The 24,448-nt window shown below is 72.9% G+C and carries 14 protein-coding genes; 6 read left to right on the top strand and 8 right to left on the bottom strand.

The genetic code is table 11. The annotated features are described in order from the left end of the window. Nucleotides 1-188: 188 nt before the first annotated feature. Nucleotides 189-5,144, top strand: coding sequence for an NAD-glutamate dehydrogenase (locus ACGFR7_RS09400; RefSeq protein WP_393315272.1), 4,956 nt, complete (start codon nt 189-191; stop codon nt 5,142-5,144). 71 nt (nt 5,145-5,215) lie between these two features. Here ACGFR7_RS09400 and ACGFR7_RS09395 read toward each other — a convergent pair whose 3' ends face one another. Both ACGFR7_RS09395 and ACGFR7_RS09390 read right to left on the bottom strand, forming a co-directional pair. Beyond that, on the bottom strand, nt 5,216-6,013 hold the full coding sequence (locus tag ACGFR7_RS09395) for an ABC transporter ATP-binding protein (RefSeq protein ID WP_393315269.1): 798 nt from the start codon (nt 6,011-6,013) through the stop codon (nt 5,216-5,218). 31 nt (nt 6,014-6,044) lie between these two features. Further along, entirely contained in the window at nt 6,045-6,980 is a 936-nt protein-coding gene (locus ACGFR7_RS09390) for an ABC transporter permease (RefSeq protein ID WP_393315266.1), read from the bottom strand. 146 nt (nt 6,981-7,126) lie between these two features. Between ACGFR7_RS09390 and ACGFR7_RS09385 the strand changes: the two genes are divergently transcribed. Next, a complete protein-coding gene (locus ACGFR7_RS09385) occupies nt 7,127-7,750 on the top strand; it encodes a TetR/AcrR family transcriptional regulator (RefSeq protein ID WP_393315263.1) in 624 nt (207 codons plus the stop codon). Nucleotides 7,751-8,060: 310 nt separating this feature from the next. Next, nucleotides 8,061-10,265, top strand: coding sequence for a PIG-L family deacetylase (locus ACGFR7_RS09380; RefSeq protein ID WP_393315261.1), 2,205 nt, complete (start codon nt 8,061-8,063; stop codon nt 10,263-10,265). Here ACGFR7_RS09380 and ACGFR7_RS09375 read toward each other — a convergent pair. From ACGFR7_RS09375 to ACGFR7_RS09365, 3 genes are read right to left on the bottom strand one after another with little or no spacing between them, the layout of a single operon-like run. After that, nucleotides 10,223-10,780, bottom strand: a complete 558-nt coding sequence (locus ACGFR7_RS09375) for a GtrA family protein (protein ID WP_393315258.1) — start codon at nt 10,778-10,780, stop codon at nt 10,223-10,225. The two genes, ACGFR7_RS09380 and ACGFR7_RS09375, sit on opposite strands and share 43 nt — an antisense overlap. Beyond that, complete coding sequence (locus ACGFR7_RS09370) at nt 10,780-11,859, bottom strand: glycosyltransferase family 2 protein (RefSeq protein ID WP_393315255.1); 1,080 nt, start codon at nt 11,857-11,859, stop codon at nt 10,780-10,782. The genes ACGFR7_RS09375 and ACGFR7_RS09370 overlap by 1 nt, the downstream gene beginning before the upstream one ends. A gap of 59 nt (nt 11,860-11,918) precedes the next feature. Continuing rightward, on the bottom strand, nt 11,919-14,696 hold the full coding sequence (locus ACGFR7_RS09365; protein ID WP_393315252.1) for a YfhO family protein: 2,778 nt from the start codon (nt 14,694-14,696) through the stop codon (nt 11,919-11,921). Nucleotides 14,697-14,807: 111 nt separating this feature from the next. Between ACGFR7_RS09365 and ACGFR7_RS09360 the strand changes: the two genes are divergently transcribed. The 3 genes from ACGFR7_RS09360 to ACGFR7_RS09350 all read left to right on the top strand — a co-directional run bounded on the left by ACGFR7_RS09360 (nt 14,808) and on the right by ACGFR7_RS09350 (nt 17,715). Then, entirely contained in the window at nt 14,808-16,760 is a 1,953-nt protein-coding gene (locus ACGFR7_RS09360; RefSeq protein ID WP_393315249.1) for a glycosyltransferase family 2 protein, read from the top strand. Between the two features lie 146 nt (nt 16,761-16,906). Next, nucleotides 16,907-17,290 (top strand): hypothetical protein, encoded by a 384-nt coding sequence (locus ACGFR7_RS09355; protein WP_393315246.1) that lies wholly within the window; start codon nt 16,907-16,909, stop codon nt 17,288-17,290. 146 nt (nt 17,291-17,436) lie between these two features. Beyond that, on the top strand, nt 17,437-17,715 hold the full coding sequence (locus tag ACGFR7_RS09350) for a DUF1876 domain-containing protein (protein WP_393315243.1): 279 nt from the start codon (nt 17,437-17,439) through the stop codon (nt 17,713-17,715). Nucleotides 17,716-17,781: 66 nt separating this feature from the next. On the opposite strand, the gene galE is transcribed toward ACGFR7_RS09350, so the two are convergent. The 3 genes from galE to ACGFR7_RS09335 form a co-directional block, all read right to left on the bottom strand. After that, nucleotides 17,782-18,759, bottom strand: coding sequence for a UDP-glucose 4-epimerase GalE (gene galE / locus ACGFR7_RS09345; protein ID WP_393315240.1), 978 nt, complete (start codon nt 18,757-18,759; stop codon nt 17,782-17,784). A gap of 52 nt (nt 18,760-18,811) precedes the next feature. Next, nucleotides 18,812-20,464, bottom strand: a complete 1,653-nt coding sequence (locus tag ACGFR7_RS09340) for a glycosyltransferase family 2 protein (protein ID WP_393315384.1) — start codon at nt 20,462-20,464, stop codon at nt 18,812-18,814. A gap of 263 nt (nt 20,465-20,727) precedes the next feature. Continuing rightward, a complete protein-coding gene (locus ACGFR7_RS09335; protein ID WP_393315237.1) occupies nt 20,728-24,390 on the bottom strand; it encodes a CDP-glycerol glycerophosphotransferase family protein in 3,663 nt (1,220 codons plus the stop codon). Between the last annotated feature and the right edge of the window lie 58 nt (nt 24,391-24,448).

The following is a 24,448-nucleotide window of genomic DNA, read 5'->3' as shown; positions in this document are numbered from 1 at the left end:
GGTCGCTGGTCTTTGCGGCCAACATTCCCCGTCGACTTCGTCAAAAACTGTCGATAACGGCACGGCCCTCTCTCATCGCGGCATAGCGTCGACAGCGACAGGACACCTCGCGTCGCGGCGGCGTTGTGCGGCTTCCATCACGTTCTTCCACAACGTCACGCAACGGCGCGCGACAGGAGCCAGAGGACATGCAGACCAAGCTGGACGAAGCCAAAACCGAGCTGCTCGCCAGGGCCGCCCGGGTCGTAGAGAGCAGCCCGGCCGGGGGTAAGCACCCGGTACGGGGGCTCGACCCGGACACCCTTGCGGGATACCTCCAGCGCTACTACCTGCACACCGCGCCCGAGGACCTGACCGGCCGCGACCCGGTCGACGTCTTCGGCGCCGCACTCTCCCACTACCGCCTCGCGGAGATGCGTCCTCAGGGCACCGCGAACGTCCGGGTGCACACCCCGACGGTCGAGGAGAACGGCTGGACCTGCAGCCACTCCGTCGTCGAGGTCGTCACCGACGACATGCCGTTCCTGGTCGACTCGGTCACCAACGAACTCTCCCGGCAGGGCCGCGGCATCCATGTCGTGATCCACCCGCAGGTGATCGTCCGCCGTGATGTCACCGGCAAGCTCATCGAGGTCTTCGACTCCAGCTGCGACGCGCACAGCAAGAACGGCAAGGGCGCGAAGCTGCCGCACGACGCGGTCACCGAGTCCTGGATCCATGTCGAGATGGACCGCGAGACCGACCGCGAGGACCTGAAGCAGATCACCGCGGATCTGCTGAGGGTGCTGTCCGACGTCCGCGAGGCCGTCGAGGACTGGGAGAAGATGCGCGCCGCCGCCGGCCGTATCGCCGATGCCCTGCCCGCCGAGCCGATCGCCGACGATCTGCGCGGCGAGGACATCGAGGAGGCCCAGGAGCTGCTGCGGTGGCTGTCCGCCGACCACTTCACCTTCCTCGGCTACCGCGAGTACGAGCTGGCGTCGGTGCCCGGTGAGGGCGGCGTCGACGAGGACGTGCTGACCGCCGTGCCCGGCACGGGCCTGGGCATCCTGCGCGCCGACCCGCCGCACCACGAGAGCGCCGACGGCCACCCCGTCTCGCCGTCCTTCAACCGGCTGCCCGCGGACGCCCGCGCCAAGGCCCGTGAGCACAAGCTGCTCATTCTGACCAAGGCCAACAGCCGCGCCACCGTCCACCGCCCCTCCTACCTCGACTACGTCGGCGTCAAGAAGTTCGACGCCGAGGGCAACGTCATCGGTGAGCGGCGCTTCCTGGGCCTGTTCTCCTCGGCCGCGTACACCGAGTCCGTGCGCCGGGTCCCGGTCATCCGCCGCAAGGTCGCCGAGGTGCTGGAGGGCGCCGGGTTCAGCCCCGACAGCCACGACGGCCGCGACCTGCTGCAGATCCTGGAGACCTACCCGCGCGACGAGCTGTTCCAGACGCCCGTCGACGAGCTGCGGTCCATCGCCACCAGCGTCCTCTACCTGCAAGAACGCCGCCGGCTGCGGCTCTACCTCCGCCAGGACGAGTACGGCCGCTACTACTCCGCGCTGGTCTACCTCCCGCGCGACCGCTACACCACCGCGGTGCGGCTGCGCCTGATCGACATCCTCAAGGAAGAGCTCGGCGGCACCAGCGTCGACTTCACCGCCTGGAACACCGAGTCGATCCTCTCCCGGCTGCACTTCGTGATCCGGGTCGAGCCCGGCGCGAGCCTTCCCGAGCTCACCGACGCCGCCGCGGACCGCCTCGAAAGCCGGCTGGTGGAGGCCGCCCGCTCGTGGGCCGACGGCTTCGGCGAGGCGCTGACCGCCGAGGTCGGTGAGGAGCGCGCCGCCGAGCTGCTGCGCCGCTACGGCCACGCCTTCCCCGAGGGCTACAAGGCCGACAACAGCCCGCGCAGCGCCGTCGCCGACCTCCAGCACCTGGAGAAGCTCACCGGCGAGCCCGGCCACGACTTCTCCGTCAGCCTCTACGAGCCCGTCGGCGCGGGCCCCGGCGAGCGCCGCTTCAAGATCTACCGCAGGGGCGAGCCGGTCTCGCTGTCGCGGGTGCTGCCCGGTCTGAACCGTCTGGGCGTCGAGGTCGTCGACGAGCGCCCGCACGAGCTGCGCTGTGCCGACTCCACCATCGCCTGGGTCTACGACTTCGGGCTGCGGATGCCCGAGCACGTCAAGGGTGACGACGCCCGCGAGCGCTTCCAGGACGCGTTCACCGCGGTGTGGACCGGCGCGTCCGAGAGCGACAACTTCAACACGCTGGTGCTGCGGGCGGGCCTCAACTGGCGCCAGGCGATGGTCCTGCGGGCCTACGCCAAGTACCTGCGGCAGGCCGGTGCGACCTTCAGCCAGACGTACATGGAGGACACCCTCTCCAACAACGTCCACACCACCCGGCTGCTGGTCTCCCTCTTCGAGGCGCGGATGTCCCCCGGGCGGCAGCGGGCCGGCACCGAGCTGACCGACGCCCTGCTGGAGGAGCTGGACGCCGCGCTCGACCAGGTCGCCTCCCTGGACGAGGACCGGATCCTGCGCTCCTTCCTCACCGTCATCAAGGCGACGCTGCGCACCAACCACTACCAGAAGGACAGCGAGGGCCGGCCGCACTCCTACCTGTCCATCAAGCTGGACCCGCAGGCCATCCCCGACCTGCCGGCGCCCCGCCCGGCGTACGAGATCTGGGTGTACTCCCCGAAGGTCGAGGGCGTCCACCTCCGGTTCGGCAAGGTCGCGCGCGGTGGTCTGCGCTGGTCGGACCGCCGGGAGGACTTCCGTACGGAGATCCTCGGCCTGGTCAAGGCACAGATGGTCAAGAACACCGTCATCGTGCCGGTCGGCGCCAAGGGCGGCTTCGTCGGCAAGCAGCTGCCGGACCCCTCACAGGACCGGGACGCCTGGCTGGCCGAGGGCATCGCCAGCTACAAGACCTTCATCTCCGGTCTGCTGGACATCACCGACAACCTCGTCGGCGGCGAGGTCGTCCACCCGCAGAACGTCGTCCGGCACGACGAGGACGACACCTACCTGGTCGTCGCCGCCGACAAGGGCACCGCGACGTTCTCCGACATCGCCAACGAGGTCGCCGAGTCCTACGGCTTCTGGCTCGGTGACGCCTTCGCCTCCGGCGGCAGCGCCGGCTACGACCACAAGGGCATGGGCATCACCGCCCGCGGTGCCTGGCAGTCGGTCGAGCGCCACTTCCGCGAGCTGGACCACGACACCCAGACCGAGGACTTCACCGCGGTCGGCGTCGGCGACATGTCCGGTGACGTCTTCGGCAACGGCATGCTGCTCAGCGAGCACATCCGGCTGGTCGCCGCGTTCGACCACCGGCACATCTTCATCGACCCGAACCCGGACGCGGCGACCTCCTACGCCGAACGCCGCCGGCTCTTCGAGCTGCCCCGCTCCTCCTGGGCGGACTACAACACCGAGCTGCTGTCGCAGGGCGGCGGCATCCACCCGCGCTCGGCCAAGTCCATCCAGATCAACGCGCAGGTACGGGCCGCCCTCGGCATCGACGCCGGGGTCAAGAAGATGACGCCCGCCGACCTGATGCAGGCCATCCTCAAGGCGCCGGTCGACCTGCTGTGGAACGGTGGCATCGGGACGTATGTGAAGTCCTCGGCGGAGTCCAACGCCGATGTGGGCGACAAATCCAACGACGCCATCCGGGTCAACGGCGAGGACCTGCGGGTCAAGGTCGTCGGCGAGGGCGGCAACCTGGGCCTGACCCAGCTGGGCCGGATCGAGTTCGCCACGGCCGGCGGCAAGATCAACACCGATGCGATCGACAACAGCGCCGGTGTGGACACCTCCGACCACGAGGTGAACATCAAGATCCTGCTCAACGCCGTGGTCGCGGACGGCGATATGACGGTCAAGCAGCGCAACAAGCTGCTGGCCGAGATGACCGACGAGGTCGGCGCGCTGGTACTGCGCAACAACTACGCGCAGAACACCGCACTGGCACTGGCCCTCGCCCAGTCCTCCAGCATGCTCAACGCCCAGCAGCGCTTCATGCGCCGCCTGGTGCGCGACGGCGACCTCGACCGGGCGCTGGAGTTCCTGCCCACCGACCGGCAGATCCGTGAGCGGCTGAACGCCGGGCGCGGGCTGACCCAGCCCGAGACCGCGGTGCTCCTGGCGTACACCAAGATCACGGTCGCCGAGGCGCTGATCCAGACCGGGCTGCCGGACGACCCCTACCTCCAGCGGCTGCTGCACGCCTACTTCCCCTCGGCGCTCCACGAGCGCTTCGCCGAGCAGGTCGACGGGCATGCGCTGCGCCGCGAGATCGTCACGACGGTGCTGGTCAACGACACCGTCAACACCGGCGGTACGAGCTTCCTGCACCGGATGCGGGAGGAGACCGGGGCCTCCCTCGAAGAGGTCGTGCGGGCGCACACCGCGGCCCGTGCGATCTTCGGGCTGAACCAGGTCTGGGACGACGTCGAAGCGCTCGACAATGTCGTCGCGGCCGATGTCCAGACCCGGATCCGGCTGCACTCGCGGCGGCTGGTCGAGCGCGGCACCCGCTGGCTGCTCAACAACCGCCCGCAGCCGCTGGAGCTGTCCGAGACCATCGGCTTCTTCGCCGAGCGGGTCGCCGGGCTCTGGAAGGAGCTGCCGAACCTGCTGCAGGGCAGCGACCTGGAGTGGTTCCAGACGATCCTGGACGAGCTGACCGCGGCGGGCGTGCCCGAGGCGCTGGCCGTCCAGGTGTCCGGCTTCTCGTCGGTCTTCCCGGCGCTGGACATCGTCGCCGTCGCGGACCGGATGGGCAAGGAGCCGCTGGACGTCGCCGAGGTCTACTACGACCTGGGCGAGCGGCTGCGGATCAACCAGCTCCTCGACCGCATCCTGGAGCTGCCGCGCAACGACCGCTGGCAGTCGATGGCCCGCGCCTCGATCCGCGAGGACCTTTTCGCGGCCCATGCGGCGCTGACCGCGGATGTGCTGTCGGAGGGCAACGGCACCTCGACGCCGGAGCAGCGGTTCAAGGCCTGGGAGCAGGCCAACGCGGCGATCCTCAGCCGTGCGCGGGCGACGCTGGAGGAGATCTACGGGTCGGAGGGGTTCGATCTGGCGAACCTGTCCGTGGCCATGCGGACGATGCGGACGCTGCTGCGCACCCACAGCTGACGCCACCACCACGTCGGACGGCCCCGGAAGCGCAGGCTTCCGGGGCCGTTCCGGTTCACGCGGACACCGCCCTAGCGGTGGGCCTCGTAGGCCTTGATGACCTCGTCCGTCGGGCCGTCCATCAGCAGTTCGCCGTGCTCCAGCCACAGGGTCCGGTCGCAGGTGTCGCGGATGGACTTGTTGTTGTGGCTGACGAGGAAGACCGTGCCCGCTTCCTTGCGCAGTTCGCGGATGCGGGCCTCGGAGCGCTTCTGGAAGCTGCGGTCGCCGGTGGCCAGGGCCTCGTCGATCATCAGCACGTCGTGGTCCTTGGCCGCGGCGATGGAGAACCGCAGCCGGGCCGCCATCCCGGAGGAGTAGGTGCGCATCGGCAGCGAGATGAAGTCGCCCTTCTCGTTGATGCCGGAGAAGTCGACGATGCCGTCGTAGCGCTCGCGGACCTGTTCGCGGCTCATGCCCATGGCCAGCCCGCCCAACAGGACGTTCTTCTCGCCGGTCAGGTCGTTCATCAGGGCCGCGTTCACGCCCAGCAGCGAGGGCTGGCCGTGGGTGTAGACCTTGCCGCGCTCGGCGGGCAGCAGCCCGGCGACCGCCTTGAGCAGCGTCGACTTGCCCGAACCGTTGGAGCCGATCAGGCCGATCGACTCGCCCCGGTAGGCGGTGAACGACACGCCCTTGACCGCGTGCACCTCGCGCACGCCCGAGGAGGGCTTGCGGCGGACGATGCGGTTCAGCGCCGCGGTGGCGCTGCCCCTGCCCGCGCCGGTGCCGTAGACGCGGTAGACGATGTGCAGATCGTCCGCGATCACCGTCGGGACGCGGGCCTCGGCGGCCCGCGCCGGGCGGGTGCCGTGCGTGTGCTCGGCCATGTCCCTGCCGTTCCTCTGTTGCGTCATGACCTCAGCCACGTCCGTACCGCTCCTCTGCCTTCCAGAAGTACACAAAACCCACGACGCCGGCCAGCAGGGCCCACCCGGCCGCGAACGCCCAGACGTGCGGCGGCAGCTGGTCCGCCTTGAAGCTGTCGATCAGGGCGAAGCGCATCAGGTCGATGTAGACCGCGGCGGGGTTGCCGTTCAGCAGCATCACCACGAACTGCGGGAGGTGCTTGCCCTGGATGATCAGGCTGATGCTGAACATCACGCCGGAGGCGTACATCCACGTCCGCATGATGAAGGGCATCAGCTGCGCCAGGTCCGGGGTCTTCGCGCCCAGCCGGGCCATGACCATCGCCAGGCCCGTGTTGAAGACGAACTGCAGCGCCAGTGCCGGCACGACCAGCAGCCACGACCAGGTCGGAACCTGCCCGAAGCAGAGCAGGATGACCACGAGCACGCTCATGGAGTACAGCAGCTGCTGGAGCTGTGCCAGGCAGAAGGAGATCGGCAGACAGGCCCGCGGGAAGTGCAGCGCGCGGACCAGGCCCAGGTTGCCGGAGATCGCCCTCGTACCGGCCATCACCGAGTTCTGCAGGAAGGTGAAGATGAAGACGCCGGTCACCAGGAACGGGACGTAGTCGTGGACGCCCCGCTTGGTGCCGATCAGCACGCCGAAGATCAAGTAGTAGACGGCCGCGTTGAGCAGCGGGGTCAGGACCTGCCAGAGCTGGCCCAGCTTGGCGGTGGTGTACATCGCGGTGAGCTTGGCGCCGGCGAACGAGGTGATGAAGTGCCGCCGGTCCCACAGCTGGCGGGTGTACTCCGGCAGCGAGGGGCGGGCGCCGCTGACCGTGAGGCCGTGGCGTTCGGCCAGTGCGCGCAGCTCGGGATCGGGAGAGGCGCCGGAGGCGGGTGCCGGGGCGGGCGTCGGGGCCGGGGGCGCGAGGGTCTGGGGCATGGAGGAGGCCGCTTTCGCTTGCGTACGGGGGCGGGGGAACGAGAACGGGGCCATACGACGGAACGGGTCCGTATCGTCGCGACGTCGACACTAAAGGGAGCTCACGTCGAAACGCAACCGTAGCGTCGTGACGCTATGCTCAAGGCATGGCACAAGACGGCAGCGGGAACGACTCCGCGGCGGTGCGCCGGACCCCGGCAGGCGCCGCCGTACTACGCGAGGACAAGACCGAGGCGATCCGTGCCGCGGTCTTCGAGGAGCTTGCCGCGGTGGGCTTCGCCCGGATGTCGATAGAGGGCATCGCGCGGCGGGCGGGGGTGGGCAAGACCGCCGTCTACCGGCGGTGGCGCTCCAAGCTGCACCTCGTGCTCGATGTGGTCTCCGCGGTGGCCGCGGCGGGGATGCCGACGCCGGACACCGGCTCGCTGTCCGGCGATGTACGGATGCTGCTGGAGGTCGCGGCCCGGGCGCTGCGGCACCCGATGGCCTCGCAGATCATCCCGGACCTGCTGGCGGAGGCGGCCCGCAGCCCCGAGCTGGCGAGCGCGCTCAAGGCCGCGCTGCACGACAGCCAGGAGGGCGTCGCCGCGGCGATGGTGGCGCGCGCCGTCGAGCGCGGCGAGATCCCGGCCGGAGCGGACGGCCGGCTGGCCCTGGACCTGCTGACCGGGCCGCTGTACTGGCGGCTGCTGGTCGTCCGTGACGAGGTGCCCAAGGGGTATCTCGACGCGCTGGCGGCCTCGGTGGTGGCGGCGCTCGGGGCGGAGTGAGGGCGGGGGCGTCGGCGGGCGGCCGGCGGGCCGGTCGCCGGCGGGCGCGTGGCCGGCGGGCGCGTGGCCGGTTGGTTGTCGGCGGGGGCCTTAGGGCGGGGGCGAACGGATCCCGTAGGGGGTGCGAGGCCCCCTTCGGGCCACAACGGGGCGGGGCGGGGCGGGTATTCCCCGGGGCGGTGCAACCGGGGGATGCGGACGCAGGCGCGGATGCCTGCGTCGTCTGAAAGTTCCGGGGTGCTCGTCATGGATCTGGTCAAGTAGGGAGTTTCGGGGCGAGCGGGTCTCCGGTCGCCCGAATACTGAGTGCGTGTCACCCGCGCACCCGCCCCGTGTATCCCGCCGCCGGCTGCTCCACGCCACCGGCGCCGGTGTGCTCGCCGCGACGGCGGGCGTGGGCGTCTGGGCCCGGCTGTCGGACGACGGCGCCCGTACGGCCGGACCTGATGGCCCCGGACGGCCGCTGACGGACCCGGCGGAGCAGTCCTTCCTGCAGGTCATCGCGCATGCCGACGACGGTCTGTACTTCATGAACCCCGATCTGGAGCAGTCCCTGCGCAGCGGGGCGCGCTCGGTCACCGTCTGCCTCACCGGCGGCGAGGCGGACGGCCGCAACGTCAGCGGGCGCGCCCACCACCCCGCCCGGGTCACCCAGGACCGGGCCGCCTTCGCCCGGGCGCGGGCCAACGGGCTGCGCGCCGCCCATGCCGCGATGGTCACCGGCGACCCGGCCGCCCGCTGGGACGTCGCGGCGCTCTCCCTGCTCCCCGGCTTCGAGGTGGAGATCCAGACGCTGCGCGGCGCCCCGCAGCACCAGCTGATCTTCCTGGGGCTGGTGGAGGCCAGGGCCGTCTGGCAGGCCCGGGCCAGAAGTCTGCGCGGGCTGTGGCTGGGAGCCACCGGCACCCTCCCCACGCTGCGCCCCGCCGGCACCCCCGTGAAGCGGCAGTTCCACTACACCCGCGACCAGGTCATCCAGACCCTGGTGGCGGTGCTCGACCGGGCTGGGCCCACGGTCGTGCGCACCCTGGACCCGAACGCGGCGCACTCCCCGAAGCAGCCGCCGGCCACCGCGGACCGCGACCCCCGCCTGGCCGGGCTGCGCTACTACGACCACCAGGACCACACCGCCTCCGCCCATTTCGCGCAGGCCGCGCTGGCCGCGTACGGGGGCCGCGGCCGTCCGGCGATCGTGGAGAACTACCTCGGCTACGAGGACGGGGCGCTGCCCCACGACCTCGACCTCGCAGCCGCCCGCCGCAAGGCCCGGCTGCTGTCGGTCTACGGCTGGGCCGACCACCGCGCCTGCGGTGACCCGGCGGGCTGCGGGGACCGCAAGGTGGGCCGCTCGGCGCTCAAGGGCGGCTCCCGCAACTGGACCCGCAGCACCCGGCTGCGCGCGCCGGGTTCCAATGCCTGGTTGCGCACGGCCGGGGACGGCCGGCTCACCGCCTTCGCGGTGCTGGGCCAGACGGCGTACTGCTGGGCGGAGACCCGTCCGGGCAGCGGGAGCTTCGGCGTGCCGGTGCCGGTCGGCGGTGCGCTGCTGCAGGGGCAGATCCAGGTGGTGCGCCGCCCCGGCGGATCGCTCCAGCTGTTCGCCTCCCGCACCGTGCTGCCGGGCCGCAACGCCGCCCACCGCCGTGAACTGCTGAGCGCACCGCAGACCGGCACCACCGCGGACGGCGTGCCCGTTTTCGCGCGCTGGGAGTCGCTGGGCGCCCCGGACCCGGACCCGGTCCGGTCTCTGGAGACCGGCTTCCCGGCGGCGGTGGCCACCCCGGACGGCACGGTGCATGTCTTCGTCCGCACCTGGGACGGCAGCGTCGCCCACCGCAGCGGCCCGCACGGCAGGCACTGGTCGCCGTGGCAGCGGCTGGAGGGGCCGGTCAGCACGCTGATGGCCTCACCGCGGATCGTCGACGGGCTCGATGCCTGTGTGGACTCCGAGGGGCTGATCCATCTGGCCGCGCCGACCGTCGGGACCGTGCAGCACTGGGTGTCGAAGGAGCCGGGGCAGATCCCGCGGCCGGCCGCGGCCACCGGGCTGCCGCAGCCGGGCGGCCCGGTCAGTCTCGTCCCGGTGGCCGACGGCGCGGTGCGGGCCGTCTTCCGGCGGTCGGTCACCGCCCAGGTCCTGATCGCCGAGCGGCAGCGGATGATCGGTGCCTGGCGGGTCTCGGCGCGCTGCGCGGCGGTCGGCGGCTACGGGCGGGTGGCGGCGGCGCCGGTCGGCTCCGGCGGCCGGATGGTGCTCGCGGCGCGCGATGACGCGGGCGAGGTACGGATGGCGATGGCCCAGGACGGCGTCGGCCCCTGGCAGCGGGGCCGGGTGGCGCATTCGGCGGCGGCCGGGGTCGCCCAGGACGTGGCGGGGCGGGCGGTGGTGGTCGCGCTGGGTCTCGACGGCAGGCTGTACACGGCGCGCCAGACGTCGGTCGGGCAGTCGGTGCGGTTCGGGGGCTGGCGGGCTCAGGCGGGTCCGCCGGAGCGGGCGGGTGGCGGGCCGGCCTGAGCGGCGGGACCGGCAGGGGTGGCGGGACCGGCAGGGGTGGTGGGGCAGGCCGGAGCGGAGAGGGTGGCCGGGGCGGTGGGGCCGGCCGGGGCGGTGGGGCCGGCCGGAGCGCGGGGCGGGGTCCGGGCCGGCGGGCGCAGGATGCGCCGGGAAAGGAGATAGCTGAACGGGAGCGCGCACAGCGCCGCCACCAGCGGCGCCACCGTGGTGCTCATCCGGCACCAGCCCACCAGCGCCACCAGCCCCGCGCTCTGCACCCCGTAGTTGGCGACCTGGGTCAGCGGGAAGAGCAGAAACTTCGTCCAGGTCGGGCGGGTGCGGTAGGTGACGTAGGTGTGCAGGAAGAACGAGCCGGTCATGCTCGTCACGAAGGCGGCGGTGTAGGCCGCGAAGTACGGCAGCAGGTGGTGCAGCGCCAGATAACAGGCGGAGAACGTCGCGGTGTTGACCCCGCCGACGGCGGCGAAGCGCACGATCCGGCCCCCGGGGCGGCCGGACGCCGGCAGAGCACGCATCAGCGGGCCCGTGCACCGGCGGGGGCGGCGCCCGCCGGGCCGGGAGCGGGTGCCGTGGCGGGAATGGATGGTGTCACGGGGGCGGGTGCCGTGGCGGGGGCCGGTGCTGTGACGGGGGCGGGTGCCGTGGCGGGGACCGGTGCCGTGGCGGGAAGGGTGGCGTTGTGCTCCTCCTTGACCAGGAAGTGCGGCCGCCCTTTGGCCTCGTAGTAGATCCGCCCGATGTACTCGCCGATCAGCCCCAGCATCACCATCTGCAGCCCGCCCAGACCCACGACGATGGCCACCAGCGTCACATAACCCGGCGCGGTGACGCCGCCGACGAGGGCCGCACCGACGATCCACAGGGTGTAGACGGCGGCGAGCGAGGCCAGGCCGAGCCCGGCGTAGAGGGCCCGCCGCAGTGGGCGGCAGTTGAAGGAGAGCATGCCGTCGATGCCGTAGTTGACCAGTGAGCCGAGGCGCCACTTCGTCTCGCCGGCCTCCCGGGCGGCATTGCGGTAGTCGAAGGTGACGGTGTCGAAGCCGATCCAGGAGAACAGGCCCTTGGAGAAGCGGTTGTACTCCGGCAGCGAGAGCAGCGCGTCCACCGCCTTGCGCGACAGCAGCCGGAAGTCGCCCACCCCGTCGGTGAGTTCGACGTCGACCCACTTGTTGACGGCGCGGTAGTAGAGCCTGCTCAGCGCGGTCCGCAGCCGCCGGTCGCCGGTCCGGCTGCGCTTGGCGACGACCTGGTCGTGGCCGAGCTGGTAGAGGTCGAGCATCGTCTCGATGAGCCCGGGCGGATGCTGCAGATCGGCGTCCATGAGGATCACCGCGTCGCCGGTCGCCGCCCGCAGGCCGGCCAGTATGGCGGGCTCCTTGCCGAAGTTGCGGCTGAAGGAGAGGTAGCGGGTGGTGCCGTGGTGCTGCTGGGCCAGGCCGCGCAGCCGGGCCAGGGTGCCGTCGGCGCTGCCGTCATCGACGTAACACAGCTCGTACTCGACGGCGAGCCCGGCGAGGACCGCGCGGACCGTCTCGTCGAAACGGCTCAGGACGGCTTCTTCGTTGTAGCAGGGGACGACGATGGAAAGCTTCATGAGCAGGCCTTTTCGCCGGGGTCAGGGGCGGCTCAGGCGCCGTCCCCCGGAAGGTAATTCTACAAATCTGTTGGTTTGTCATGAGGTGTCCGGCGTGGCGTGGTGAGGCGGAGCCACCGCCGGCCGCGCGTGGTACCCAAAACCGCCACCACGGCAATCGCCAGCGTCGCCGCGCCGCTCGCCGCGAGCCCCGTGTGCAGGCCCGGCGGCAGGTAGGAGCACGACAGCCGGGTGGCGCCCGGGCCCAGCGGGACGGCCAGCAGGCCGCCGAACGAGTGCGGCGCGCGCAGCGGTCCGCCGTCCACCGAACAGCCCCAGCCCGGGACGGCGGGGAGCGCCAGCACCGCGCTGCCCTTGCTGCCCGGGCGCAGCCGGGCCGTCAGCCGATGGCCGCCGGCGGCCAGTTCCAGCGGGCCCCGGGCGCGCAGCGCGTGCACCGCCGCCGCCAGCCGGTGACCGGACAGGCAGCCGATCGCCCGCTCCGGGAGGTGCTGCCGGCCCCGGCCGGTGAAGCGCACCGCCACCGTGCCGTCCGCGGGCACGCGGCCCAGGATCCGCAGCGGATTCGCGGTGACGTCCTGACTGCCGGCCCCCGTGGTACGCAGGCCCAGGCCGCTGACCTCTCCGGAGAACCAGGGGGCGTACCACAGGGCGGTGCTGCCCGGCGTGCACCGCACGGTGAAGGTGGTACCGGCGCCGGTCGCGCCCGCGCCGGTGGCGCCCGCGTCGGTGGCGCCCGCGCCAGTCGCACCCGCGCCGGTCCCGCCCGCGCCCGTGCCGTTCGCGCCCCCGCTGTCCGGGCCCGTGCCGTTCGCGCCCGCGCCGGTCGCGCCCCCGTTCGCCCCCGTGGCCGGCCGCCGCTCGCCGGGCAGCAGCCAGCCGGCACGGTCACGCAGCGGGGCCTCGCCCGCGGTGGGCGTCAGGGCCGGCACCTCGTACACGGCGGCGCCCAGCACCCGTTCCTGGCGGGCGAAGACGGTCTCCTTGCCGGCGGGGCGCGGGAGGGTGTCCCGTACGGTCAGCAGCGGGGCCGGGCGCGCCGGATGCGGGGTGAACCGGGCGCGCTGCTCCGGCACCGGGGACAGGTAGCTGCCGACGCCCATGAGTGCCCGGCCCACCGGGTCCTCGAAACTGAGGGTGTGACGGCCCCGCATGTACCAGCCGGCGCCCAGGCCCCGCAGGGTGCGGGCGGTGACCGCGGGCGCAAAACTGCTGTAGTACGAGCCGCCCTCGCCGCCGATCAGCAGCGGGTCGTTGTTGGCGAACTCGTGCGGGCCCGGGTCGGTGCGGCTGTGCGGCCAGTCGGCGCGGGCCAGCAGCCCGTCCCGGGCGGTCAGCGAGGGGCCGGTGAACGTGATCTTGGGCTGGAACCAGGCGATCGCGCCCCGTGCCGCGGTCACCGACAGCGCCGTGTACGCCGAGCACAGCAGGACCGTGCCGGTCAGCGCGGCGGTGGCGGCGGCCCGGGTGCGGGAGGTGCGCGACATGCCGAGCGCGGCCAGCCCCAGGAGGGCCGGCACACCGCCGCCGGCCACCAGGATCCAGGTGTCGGTACCGACCGCGCCCTGGTCGCGGCTGAGCCAGGCGAGCAGCGCGACCGCCGCCGCGCCCGCGGCCAGCTCGCGCGGGCGCGGACGGTGCGCCAGCGCCAGCCAGGCGATCATCACGAGGATGCCGCTGAGCACGAAGGCGGCGCGGTACGGACTGCCGTTGGGCAGCGCGAAACCGTGCCACAGCAGGATCGTCGGCTCCTGGACGAAGGAGGCGGCGACGCCCGCCGCCAGGGCGCACCAGCCCACGCGCACCCGCAGCGGTACGGCCCGCACGAACGGGAAGGCGGCCACCAGCAGCAGCCCGAGGACCCCGATGGAGATGTTGGGTACCGGTGCCCCGGGGTGGCCGCCGGGCAGTAACTGCGCCCACTGGTCGAGCGGCGCCGGCCGGTCGTCGTAGGACACCGCGGGGGCGGGCTGGGCGGCCCGGCTGGCCTCCAGGGTGACGGTCAGCACGGGCGCGGCGAGCAGGATGCCGGCCGGCGCCATCGAGGCCGCGCGGGCCAGCGCCCGCAGCCTCGCGCGCCACGGCATCGCGGTGGCCGTCAGCAGCCGCACCACCAGCACCAGTGCCATCGCCAGGGTCGCCATCGCGGCCGTGTAGAAGTTGCCCGCCCAGGCGAGGGCGACCAGCAGCGTGCCGGCCACCCAGCGGGTGCGGCGCAGACACCAGTCCGCGGCGATCCCGGTCAGGGGCAGCGCCACCAGGCCCCACATCCACATCGGGTCGGCGAAGCCGTCGTTCAGCACCCAGGCGCACAGCCCGTACCCCACCGACAGCAGCGCCCGCAGCGGACCGGAGCCCTGCCGCAGCCGGCCGAGGAAGACGGTCATCAACGCGGCAGCCAGGCCGATGCTGAACAGGGTGACCAGGAAGACCGGCAGGTCGGCCAGCGCCCGGGGGAAGAGCCCGACGAGCCAGGAGAAGGGGTTCATCAGGTACGTGAAGAAGTCGGCGAGGAACGGTACGCCGTAGCCGCTGCTCCAGTTGAAGAACAGATCGCCGCCGGTGGTGCCGTGCAGCAGGTCCCACAGCCGGGCGTGGAACGGGACGAACTGATTGCCCAGGTCATTGACGGCGCGTGAGCGCGGGCCGAAGGGGTAGCTGCCGTAAAGGGTGAGCGCGAGGCAGTACGCCCCCATGGACAGGGCCGCCGCGAGCCAGGGTGCCGTCCGCTGTCCGGGGGCTGTGCGCGCCGCGGCCGGCCGTTCACTTACGGGAAGAGGCCGGGCAACCTCCAGGGGCCGGACCGCCTCTTGTGGGGTGGCGGGCGTCGGAGCCACCGGCACTCCTCCACGATCGGCGAACGTTCACCCCACGTTATATGTCTTAATCACCCCCTTTGCCTGGCTGGGGCGCCGGGCATTTCGGGGATTGCGGAAAGAGTGGAGGGCATGGTGCCCGTTCCTGACGACCTCGTGGCCGCCGCCGGCGACGGACCGGATGCCACGGCGACGCCGACCGTCTCCGTGATCGTGCCGGTGCACAACACCCGGCGCTACCTCGACCGCAGCCTCGGCTCGGTCTTCGCCCAGACGCTGGACCGGCGCCGGATCGAAGTGATCGCGGTCGATGACGGCTCCACCGACGGCAGCGCCGCATGGCTGGACGAACAGGCCCGCCTGCACCCCCACCTGACCGTGCTGCGCCAGGAGGCCTCGGGCGGCCCGGGCAAGCCCCGCAACGCCGGTCTCGACCGTGCCACCGGCGACTACGTCTTCTTCCTCGACTCCGACGACCGGCTCGGCCCCCAGGCGCTGGACCGTCTCGTGCACACGGCCGAGCGGTGCGGCTCGGACGTCGTCTACGGCCGGATCGTCGGCGCCGAGGGCCGCGCCGCCCCCGTCGACCTGCGCACCACCAGCGACAAGGTCTCCGTCTTCGACTCCCCGGTCTACTGGTCCCTGGCCGCCTTCAAGCTCTTCCGCCGCTCCTTCCTCGAAAAGCACCGGCTGCGTTTCGTCGAGGGCCGGCTGCTGGGCGAGGACCTGCCGTTCGGCATCGCCGCCCTGCTGCGCGCCGAAACCGTCTCCGTCCACGCCGACCAGGACTGCTACTACCTGCACGGCCGCGACGACGACAGCAACGCCAGCCGCCAGGACACCGACTGGTGCGATTACCTCGACTACATCGGCACCGTCCTCGACGGCCTCGCGGCCGAGGTCCCGCCCGGCGAACAGCGCGACAAGCTGATGATCCGGCACTTCCACGGCGAGATACTCATGCCCTTCGGGGCCGCCTACCTCGCCCGCGACGAGGCGGACCGGCAGCGGATGGCCGCGGCCGCCCGCCCGCTCGTCGAGCGCTACCTCACCGACCGGGTCCAGGCCGCCCTGCCGCCCCGGCTCCGGCTGCGCGCCCACTGCCTGCGCGCCGGGCTCGACGAAGCGCTGACCGCCGTCGTCCGGGCCGACACCGAGCGCCGGCCCGACCCGCCGCGCATCGCCGACGGCCGCGTCTACGCCGGATACCCGTACTTCCGCGACCCGCAGCACGCCCTCCCCGACGCCTGCTACGACCTCACCGACCGCGTGGTGCCGCGCCAGCGCCTGATCCGCTGGGGCTGGGTCGGCGGCGTCCTGCACCTGCGCGGCACCGCCGAGCTGCCCCTGCTCGGCGGCGACACCGTCGAGATCCTGCTGCAGCGCAGCGGCGCCGCCCACCGCATCCCGGCGCGGTACACGGACGGCACCTGGCAGGCCGCCGTCGACCCGGCGACCGCCGCGGACGGCGGGCCGATGGCCGACGGCGTCTGGGGCCTCAAGATCGCGGTCACCGCGCACGGCGGAGCGGACGCGACGGGGCCCGCCTTCAGCCGCGAGGCCTGGCTGGCCCCCGAAGGCGGGCCGAACGAGCGGGAGTGCACACCGCGGATCGTCGGCCGGGGCCCGGCGGGCCCGGCCGTCGCCGCGCTCTTCCTCTCCGTACCGCACGGCCATCTCCACCTCGACCTGGACAAGGACGGGGCCCGCCGGCCGCTCGGCGGCGACCTGCGCGGCACGGCGCACCGCACCCGCTCGGGCCGGGCCACCCTCGCCGCGCACCTCACCCTGCCCGGCTGCCCCGTGGACGCCGAACTGCGGCTGGTCCTCCACGACGCGACCCGCACCGTGGCACTGCGCACCACGGTCGAACGGGGCGCCGGCGACCACTACACCGTGCGCTCCGGGCTGCGCGGCGGCCCCCCGGGCACCTGGCGGGTGTCCCTGCGGGTGACCGCGGGCCCGCTCCGCCGTGACCTGCCGGTCCACACGGCCGGCGGCCCGGCAGGCGGGCGGACACCGCTGACCCTCACCGTGCCAGACGCCGCCTTCCCCACGAGGCTGCTGCGCCGCTTGCGCCGCTGACACCGGCGCCGGACCCCTTCGGCCACCGCCGAAAATCCTTGTGCGCGCCGCCCCCGCGGGACGAGGCTGACCCACCATCAGGCACCTGCACAGGTGCACCCGCGACGACCATCTCGCGGGGCCACTTGACCAAGGGGGAACGTCACATGTCCGTATGGAAGCGAGCCGGAATGGCGGCCATGGCCGTCGCGGCGCTGGTCGTCCCGGCGGGCGCGGTCGTCGGGACGGCAGGAACGGCCGCGGCCGCGGCGGGCGGCACCGTCCAGGGCTGCCCCTACGGCGCGGTCTGCATCTATCCGCAGAACGCCGGATGGAACGGCGGCCACCCGTCGCTCTTCTACTACAGCTACGGGGCGCACAACCTCAGCAACCAGGTCGGGACGCACCGCATCTACAACAACCAGTCCGGGGGCGCGACCATGCGGACCTGCACGGGCTACAACGGCACGGGATGCCAGGGCTACCTCTCGCCCGGCTACTACATCGACAAAAACCTCACGCCGATCAACTCGATCACCCTCCAGCCGTAGACGGCCCGTAGCAGGCCGCGGCACGAGCGCGCCCGGGGCGGATCCGGTCGAGGACCGCCCCGGGCGCTGCCGTGCGCCACGGGCACACCGTGCGAGGGCCGCCCGCCGGGCGCACGCTGGAAGCAGGGGCTTCGGAGGTGATCGTGATGCTGCAGACCGTTGTCGGATGGCATGTCGACATGGAATTCGAGGAGGACACCCACCGCACCCGCGCCGCGGCCCTCGTACGGCTTCCCGACGGGAGCGAGGTACGGGCCCACGGCTACGCCAGCCGCCACCCCGTCGACTCCAACCAGCCGAGGGTCGGCGAGGAGGTCGCGGGAGCCAGAGCGCTCAACGAACTGGCGATGCAGTTGCTGAGCAAGGCGCACGACGAGATCGACGAGGCCTCGGGCCGGACCTCGCACCCGCTGACGCCGACCTGACCCGCGGCACTCCGGCCCCGGATCCGTGCACCCCGGCCTTCGCCGGCCGGCGCCCGCGGCCCGCGCTCAGCCCTGCGAACGGTGGTGCCGCCAGCCGGCCCAGGCCGAGGTGATCATGTCGCGCACATCGTGGCGGGCCTTCCAGCCCAGCTCCGCGGTGATCCGGTCGGCGGCCGCGACCACCCGGGCCGGGTCGCCCGCACGACGCGGGGTCACCTCGGCGGTGACCCCCCGGTGCCCGGTGATCTCGGTGATCAGATCCACCATCTCGCGCACCGAAACGCCCTCGCCGCGCCCGATGTTCAGCGTCAGATCACGCACCGGACCCGGCTCGGCGAGCTTGCGGGCGGCCGACACATGGGCCTCGGCGAGATCGGCGACATGGATGTAGTCGCGGATGCAGGTGCCGTCGGGGGTGTCGTAATCATCGCCGAAGATGCGCGGTGCGGCGCCCTCGGTGAGCTTTTCGAAGACCATCGGGACGATGTTGAAGACCCCGGTGTCCGCCAGCTCGGGAGTGGCCGCCCCGGCGACGTTGAAGTAGCGCAGACAGGCCGTGCTGATGCCGTGCGCCTTGCCCGCCGCACGGGCCATCCACTCGCCGACGAGCTTGGTCTCGCCGTACGGGTTGATCGGGGTGCAGGGGGTGTCCTCGGTGACCAGATCGACATCCGGCATGCCGTAGACCGCAGCCGAGGAGGAGAACACCAGCCGGCCGACACCGCCCGCGGCCATCGCCTCCAGCAGCGTCTGCAGACCGAGCACGTTCTCGCGGTAGTAGTGCAGCGGCATCTCGACGGACTCGCCGACCTGCTTCTTGGCGGCCAGGTGCACCACATCGGTGATGCCGTGCTCGGCGAGCGTGGCATCGAGCAGCGCGCGGTTGAGCGTGGAGCCGACGACCAGGGGCACGCCCTCCGGGATCCGGGCGGCCACACCCGTCGTCAGATCATCGAGCACGACGACGCTCTCGCCCGCCTCGCGCAGGGCCCGTACGACATGGGCGCCGATGTAGCCGGCACCACCCGTGATCAAGTAAGACATAGTGCCCATCCTAGGTCGGGGTTGAGGAGTGCGGGAGAACAACCGGGGCGGCTCAGCCGCGCAGCCGCCGGGCGGCGATCCGCCACACGCTGCGCAGGCCCGAGGCGACCCGCAGGGACAGGGCCCCGCCGGTCGTCGCATACGGCTGCACCAGCAGCACGGCATGACGGCGGCTCGGCAGCACCTGGCGGCGCAGCCCCGGGCCCAGGGCCCGCAGCGACGCGCGGAAACCCGCCCCGTCCGCGCAGCGGACCTGCGCCATCAGGTCCCACGGCTCGGGGTCGGCGCAGTGCCGGCCGCCCCGGTCGGCCAGCGCCGCGAGATCCAGTACGACCTCGGCGGTCCAGCACGCCTGGGACCCGCCGGCGGCCGGGGCCGGGGTGAGGGCGGCGGTGTGGACCGGGCCGCGCCGGTCGTCCCGGCGGCGCCGCAGCTCGATGTCGATGCTCTCCGGCCCGGACGCGGCCAGCCGCCCGTACAGATCGTGCACCCGCAGCCGCAGCACACCGGGACCGCCGGGGGACGGTTCGGCATCTATGGTCACCGGCAGCCGGTGCATCGGCTTGGTGCCCATCGCGTCCAGCACGACCTCGGGCAGGTCCGCCGACCACACCGCGCGGCCGCCGGCCTCCGCGTACGGGGGCAGCAGCCGGCCGGGCCGGGCCGCCAGCTGGGTCAGCCGCTCCAGGTCCCGGGGGGCCGGCGAGGCCAGCACCACCCGGGCCAGCCAACGGGCCGGGGCACGCGCCGCGCGCAGATCGGTCTCGTCGAAACCCGCCAGATAGTCACGGGTCAGCCGCCACCACTCGGCGCGGTAGTCCGCGCCGCGGGTGTGCAGCTCGCGGACGTACATCCGCAGATCGTGGTCGAGGAACTTGGTGGCCGCGGCGTGCGCCAGCGCCTTGTGCCCGGCGTCCAGGAAGATCTGCACGCCGGCGCGGTGCGCCGCGATCCGCGCCTGCCAGTTGGCCACGTCGTTGCGGTCCAGCGAGATCGACTGCCGGGCGGCCGAGCGGCGCACATGCCAGATGTAGACCTGGTCGGGGATCGTCACGAGGCGCGGGGCGGCGGCCAGCACCCGCGCCGTGAACACGAAGTCCTCGTAGGTGAAGCGGCCCTCGGGGAAGGTGATGGCGTGCTTGTCGAGGAACGCCCGCTCGTAGAGCTTGTTGACGCACAGCGTGTCCCGGACCAGCTGCGGGGCGGCCTCGGGGGAGCTGTGCACCGCCGTCTCGCGGTAGAGGCCCGGCTGCCAGGGGACATCGCGGTGCGCGGGCAGCTCACGGCGTACGCAGGCGCCGGCCGCGACCGGGGCGTCATGCTCACCAGCGGCGGCCAGCAACGCCCGGGCCGCACCCGGGGGCAGCACATCGTCGCTGTCGAGGAACATCACGAAGCGCCCGGTGGCGGCCCGCAGACCGTCGTTGCGCGGAGTGCCGCAGCCGCCGCTGTTCGTGTCGCGGTGGATCACCCGCAACCGCGGTTCGCCGTGGGCGAGGGCGTCCAGGGCGGCGCCGGTGCCATCGGTGGAGGCGTCGTTCACCGCGATCACTTCGGTGACCGTTTCGCCGGGAGGCCCCTGCGCGAGCGCGGAGCGCACCGCATCGCAGACATGACCGGCATCGTTGAAGGCGATGACGATGATGCTGACCTGAGCGGAAGGCGTGATGGTGGGCCCCGTCAGCGGATCGAGGGCTTCTTTCACAGTCACTGAATCTACATTTCGTGTCGACAGCATCTCTTGGCGCGAGCGGGGTCCGAACCTGTTTCCGATGGTTCAGAGGGCGAATCCCGTCGAGCGGTTGCACCCCCCGCTCCGCTTTTGCCGCCCTCTTGCCGTCTTCTTACGGACGGGAGCCGGGGCCCGGGGGTGTGCAGACCCGTAAGGGCGCCTGCACATGCTGTAACGACGCGAGTGCCGCACGATGTTGATCCGCACGCCATCACCTCGCGACGGACCGGCCCCGGTCACCGCTCCATCAGGTCCGCGACCCGGCCGGCCGCGCCCCCGTCGTCCCGGTGACAGAACGCTTCCCGGAAGTCAGCGTACGCATCCGCCCCCGCGGCGGCGATCTCCTCCAAGTCACCCAGCGCGTCGACCAGTTCACCGGTCGAGCTGAGCAGCGGACCCGGCACCCGGGCCTCGAAGTCGAGGGTGAAGCCGCGCAGGGTGTCGCGGTAGTGCGGCAGATCCGGCGTCAGAAAGAGCATCGGGCGTCCGGTGTTGGCGAAGTCGGCGGCCAGCGACGAGTAGTCGGTGACCAGGACATCCGCGGCCAGCAGCAGTTCCGTGGCGTCCGGGTGCGCGGACACGTCGAGGGCGAACGGCGCGTGGTGGGCGGGCAGCCGGTCGGCGACCAGCGGATGGGAGCGCACCAGCAGCACATGGTCATCCGCCAGCTCCCGCCGCGCCAGGTCCAGATCGAGCGGCAGATGCAGCCGGTGGTGGCCGGCGTCGTAGGCCAGATCGTCGCGCGGGGTCGGCGCGTAAAGCACCACTTTCCGCCCCGGCTCGATGCCCAGGCGCTCGCGGACCGCGGCCGCCCTGAGATCACGGTCGGCGGCGAAGAAGGCATCGGTGCGCGGCAGCCCGGTCTCCAGCAGCCGCCCGGAGTAGCCGAGCGCGGAGCGCAGCACCGGGGTGCTGTGCGCGTTCGGCGACAGCAGCACGCTCCACTGCCGGCTGACCCGCGGCCGCGGCGCCAGATGCGCCAGCCCCGCGCACAGCGTCCCGGCCAGGTCGGCACCGATCCGCTTGAGCGGGGTGCCGTGCCAGGTCTGGATGATGCGCTGCCCGCCGCGCCGGGTGAACCACCGGGGCAGATGCGTGTTGGTGACCACCCAGCGGCTGTGCGCCAGCGCCCCGTGCCACTCGGCGCTGCCCACCAGCACCGCACGGGCCGTCTCCGGCACCGCGGTCTGCGCATCGCGCACCGCCCACAGATGCTCCACGTCCATGCCCCGGCGCACCAGCTCCTCGTGCACCGCCCGCGGGGAATCCCCGTACGCCCGCCCGCCGAAGCTGCTGTAGAGGACGGTGTCGCGCAGCGGACGGGAACGGTGCAGCGCATAGTGCTGCTCGCGCAGCACCCGGCGGCGGTAGGGGCCGCGGTCGGTGGCGGGCAGCGCAGGGCCCGCCACCACGAGCGCTTCGTCGTGCCGGTGCCGGTCGAGGGTGAGCGGCTTGCCGCGGACCGTACGGGCCGCCGGCAGCCCGTCCAGGAGAGACGGCAGAGCGCGGACCGGGGCGTCCAGCGCGGAGCCGGGCGCGCCCTGCTCGCGCAGGTGCAGCGTCCAGCGGCCCTCGCGCAGCGGCAGCGGGCCGGCCAGCGAGGGCAGCGCGCCGAGCGGCAGCGCGGCGTGGAACCGGCCCTCGTCGTGGATGGTGGGGAAGGCCACCTCGGCGGCGTGCGCCCCGTGCTTGAGGACCAGCTCGGTGGCGTGCGGCGCGGCGTCCGGCAGCCCGCCCGCCACCAGCAGGGTGCCGTCCGTACGCCACATCGCCCGGTCCAGGTACGGCTGCGGGGTCCGGTCGTGCAGGACCAGGTTCCCGGCCGGACCGGCCGCCACGACCAGCTCGCGGCCGTGGGGCAGCGGATGGGCGACCGGCGCCAGCCCCGGGTCGCAGGCGATCGGGTCGGTGCCGCCGTCGGGCAGCACCACCTCGGCCGCCCAGCTCTCGGTGTGGGCCGGCGGGATCGCCCGCGGCGCACCGTCCCGCGGGGGCCGGGCGGCGGCCAGGGCGTCGAGACGGATACGGAAGGTGAGGGGCGGGGAGGCGGTGCGGGGTGCGGTGAGGGGCGCGACCCGGGTGGCGGCGCGAGGCGCCTCGTTCGCCTGCCCCGGTCCCGGTCCCGGTCCCGCTTCCGCCGGAGGCTCGGCTTCCACCGGGAACGACACCACCGTGCCGGTGCCCTGGTGGGTCAGCCGCAGGGCGGCGGGCGGCGGGCCCGGTGTGGAGACCGTCAGGTCCAGGGCGCCGGCCGCCGCCGCACGGTGACCGGTCAGCCGACGGGCCGGACGGCCCACCGACAGCCGCAGCCGCCCGTCCGGGTACCAAGGCGTGATCCGCACGGCGCCCGTGCCGTCCCCGGGCAGTTCACGGGCGCACGGGGCGGCGCCGGAGCCGGTCTCGGCGGCGTGCAGCGCCGCGGTCCGCACCACCCCCGCCGACGCCAGCAGCAACCCCACCGACCAGTCGCTCTCCTCCCAGCGCCCGCCCCTGCGCAGCCGGGCCGGATCGAGCCGCAGCTCGAAGCCCGACCAGTCGTAACAGTGCAGCTCCTGGCCGGACTCGGCGGTCGCCTCCGGCATCGCCACCGGCCGGAGCGGCAGCAGGATCCGGCGCCGCCCGCACGACAGCACCGCCGTCCTGAGGTAGCTGTGCCGGGTCGCCGCGTCCAGATTCCGGATATAGGCGTAGCCACGCAGCACCAGCACACCGCCGCGCCACTCCGCCTCCCTGACCCGGGCCCGTACGGGAAAGTCGGCGCGGTCCAGCCGGGTCACCCCCGGCGGCAGCTCCAGCGGCGGGGTCAGCGGCAGCACCGCACGCTTGCGCAGCGGCGGCCCCGCGACGGCGAACCCGGCCGGGTTGCGGGCCTCATGGGTGAGCAGGGTGAGCAGATCGGCCAGCCGCCCGGCGCGGATCAGATACCAGCGCATCCGCAGCCCGACGGGGAGCGAGGGGAACAGCCGCGGATCGACACCGGAGAGGAAGTCACGGGCGCAGTCGAGGAACGCGGTCCGGCACTCCGGCGCGGCCGCCGGCAGCGCATCGACCAGATCGAGCAGCCCGTCGGTGAGCTGCGCACGGTCGTAGTCGCGCTGATAGGCACGCAGCCGGGCGCGGGCCGGGTCGGCGAGGAAGCGCCGGATGCCGGCCACCGCAGCGAACCGGTCCCGTACGCCCCGGGCATCGGGCCTCAGGTGGCGGTCGGGCCCTTCCGGCAGCCGCCAGTAACACACGTGCTCCCGCAGGACGTCGACCGCCTCTGCCAGGAAGAGCGCGGGCAGCGTCACCGCCGCGTCATAGCACAACTCCCCCTCGGGAAAGGAGAATTGATGCTTGTCCCAGAAGGTGCGGCGGAAGACCTTGTTGCGGGCGAAGTCGTCGGACAGCAGGGTCAGGTCGTCGCGGAGGCGGGTGCGCAGTGCGGTGGCGCGGGTGGCCGGATGACGTGCCGACTGGCTGCGGCCGGCCGCACCGAGCCGGTAAACATTGCCGGTCGCCAGGTCCGCGCCGGACCGGTCCAGCAGGCCGACGAGATCCTCGTACGCGCGCGGCAGCAGTACGTCGCCGGCGTCGAGGAAGGCCAGATAGCCGGTGTGCGGATAGGCGTGCCGGGCACCGGCGTTGCGGAGCGCGCCGCAGCCCGGGGCCGGAGGGCCCCCGGGGTGGTGCACGATCCGGAAGCGCGGGTCCCGCTCGGCGAAACGGCGGGCGGGAGCGGCGGGCCCGCCCCGTGCGGCGGCGTCCCCGCCCGCGTCCGCGGGCGGGCCGTCGTCCACCATCACCACATCCAGATCGGTCAGCGTCTGGGCCGCGACCGACTCCAGGCACTCCTCCACATTCCGCTCGGACCCCTCGATGCGATGGACCGGGACGACGACGGTGAGCCGAGGCTTCATACGCGGACCAAGCCTTTCCGGACTGGCGAATGCACAAGACCGGTCCGTTCAACTCGCC

Source organism: Streptomyces sp. NPDC048516, from assembly GCF_043199875.1.
Classification (GTDB): domain Bacteria; phylum Actinomycetota; class Actinomycetes; order Streptomycetales; family Streptomycetaceae; genus Streptomyces.
Note: the sequence above shows the minus strand (reverse complement) of the source record. Positions and strands in the feature narration are given on the sequence as shown.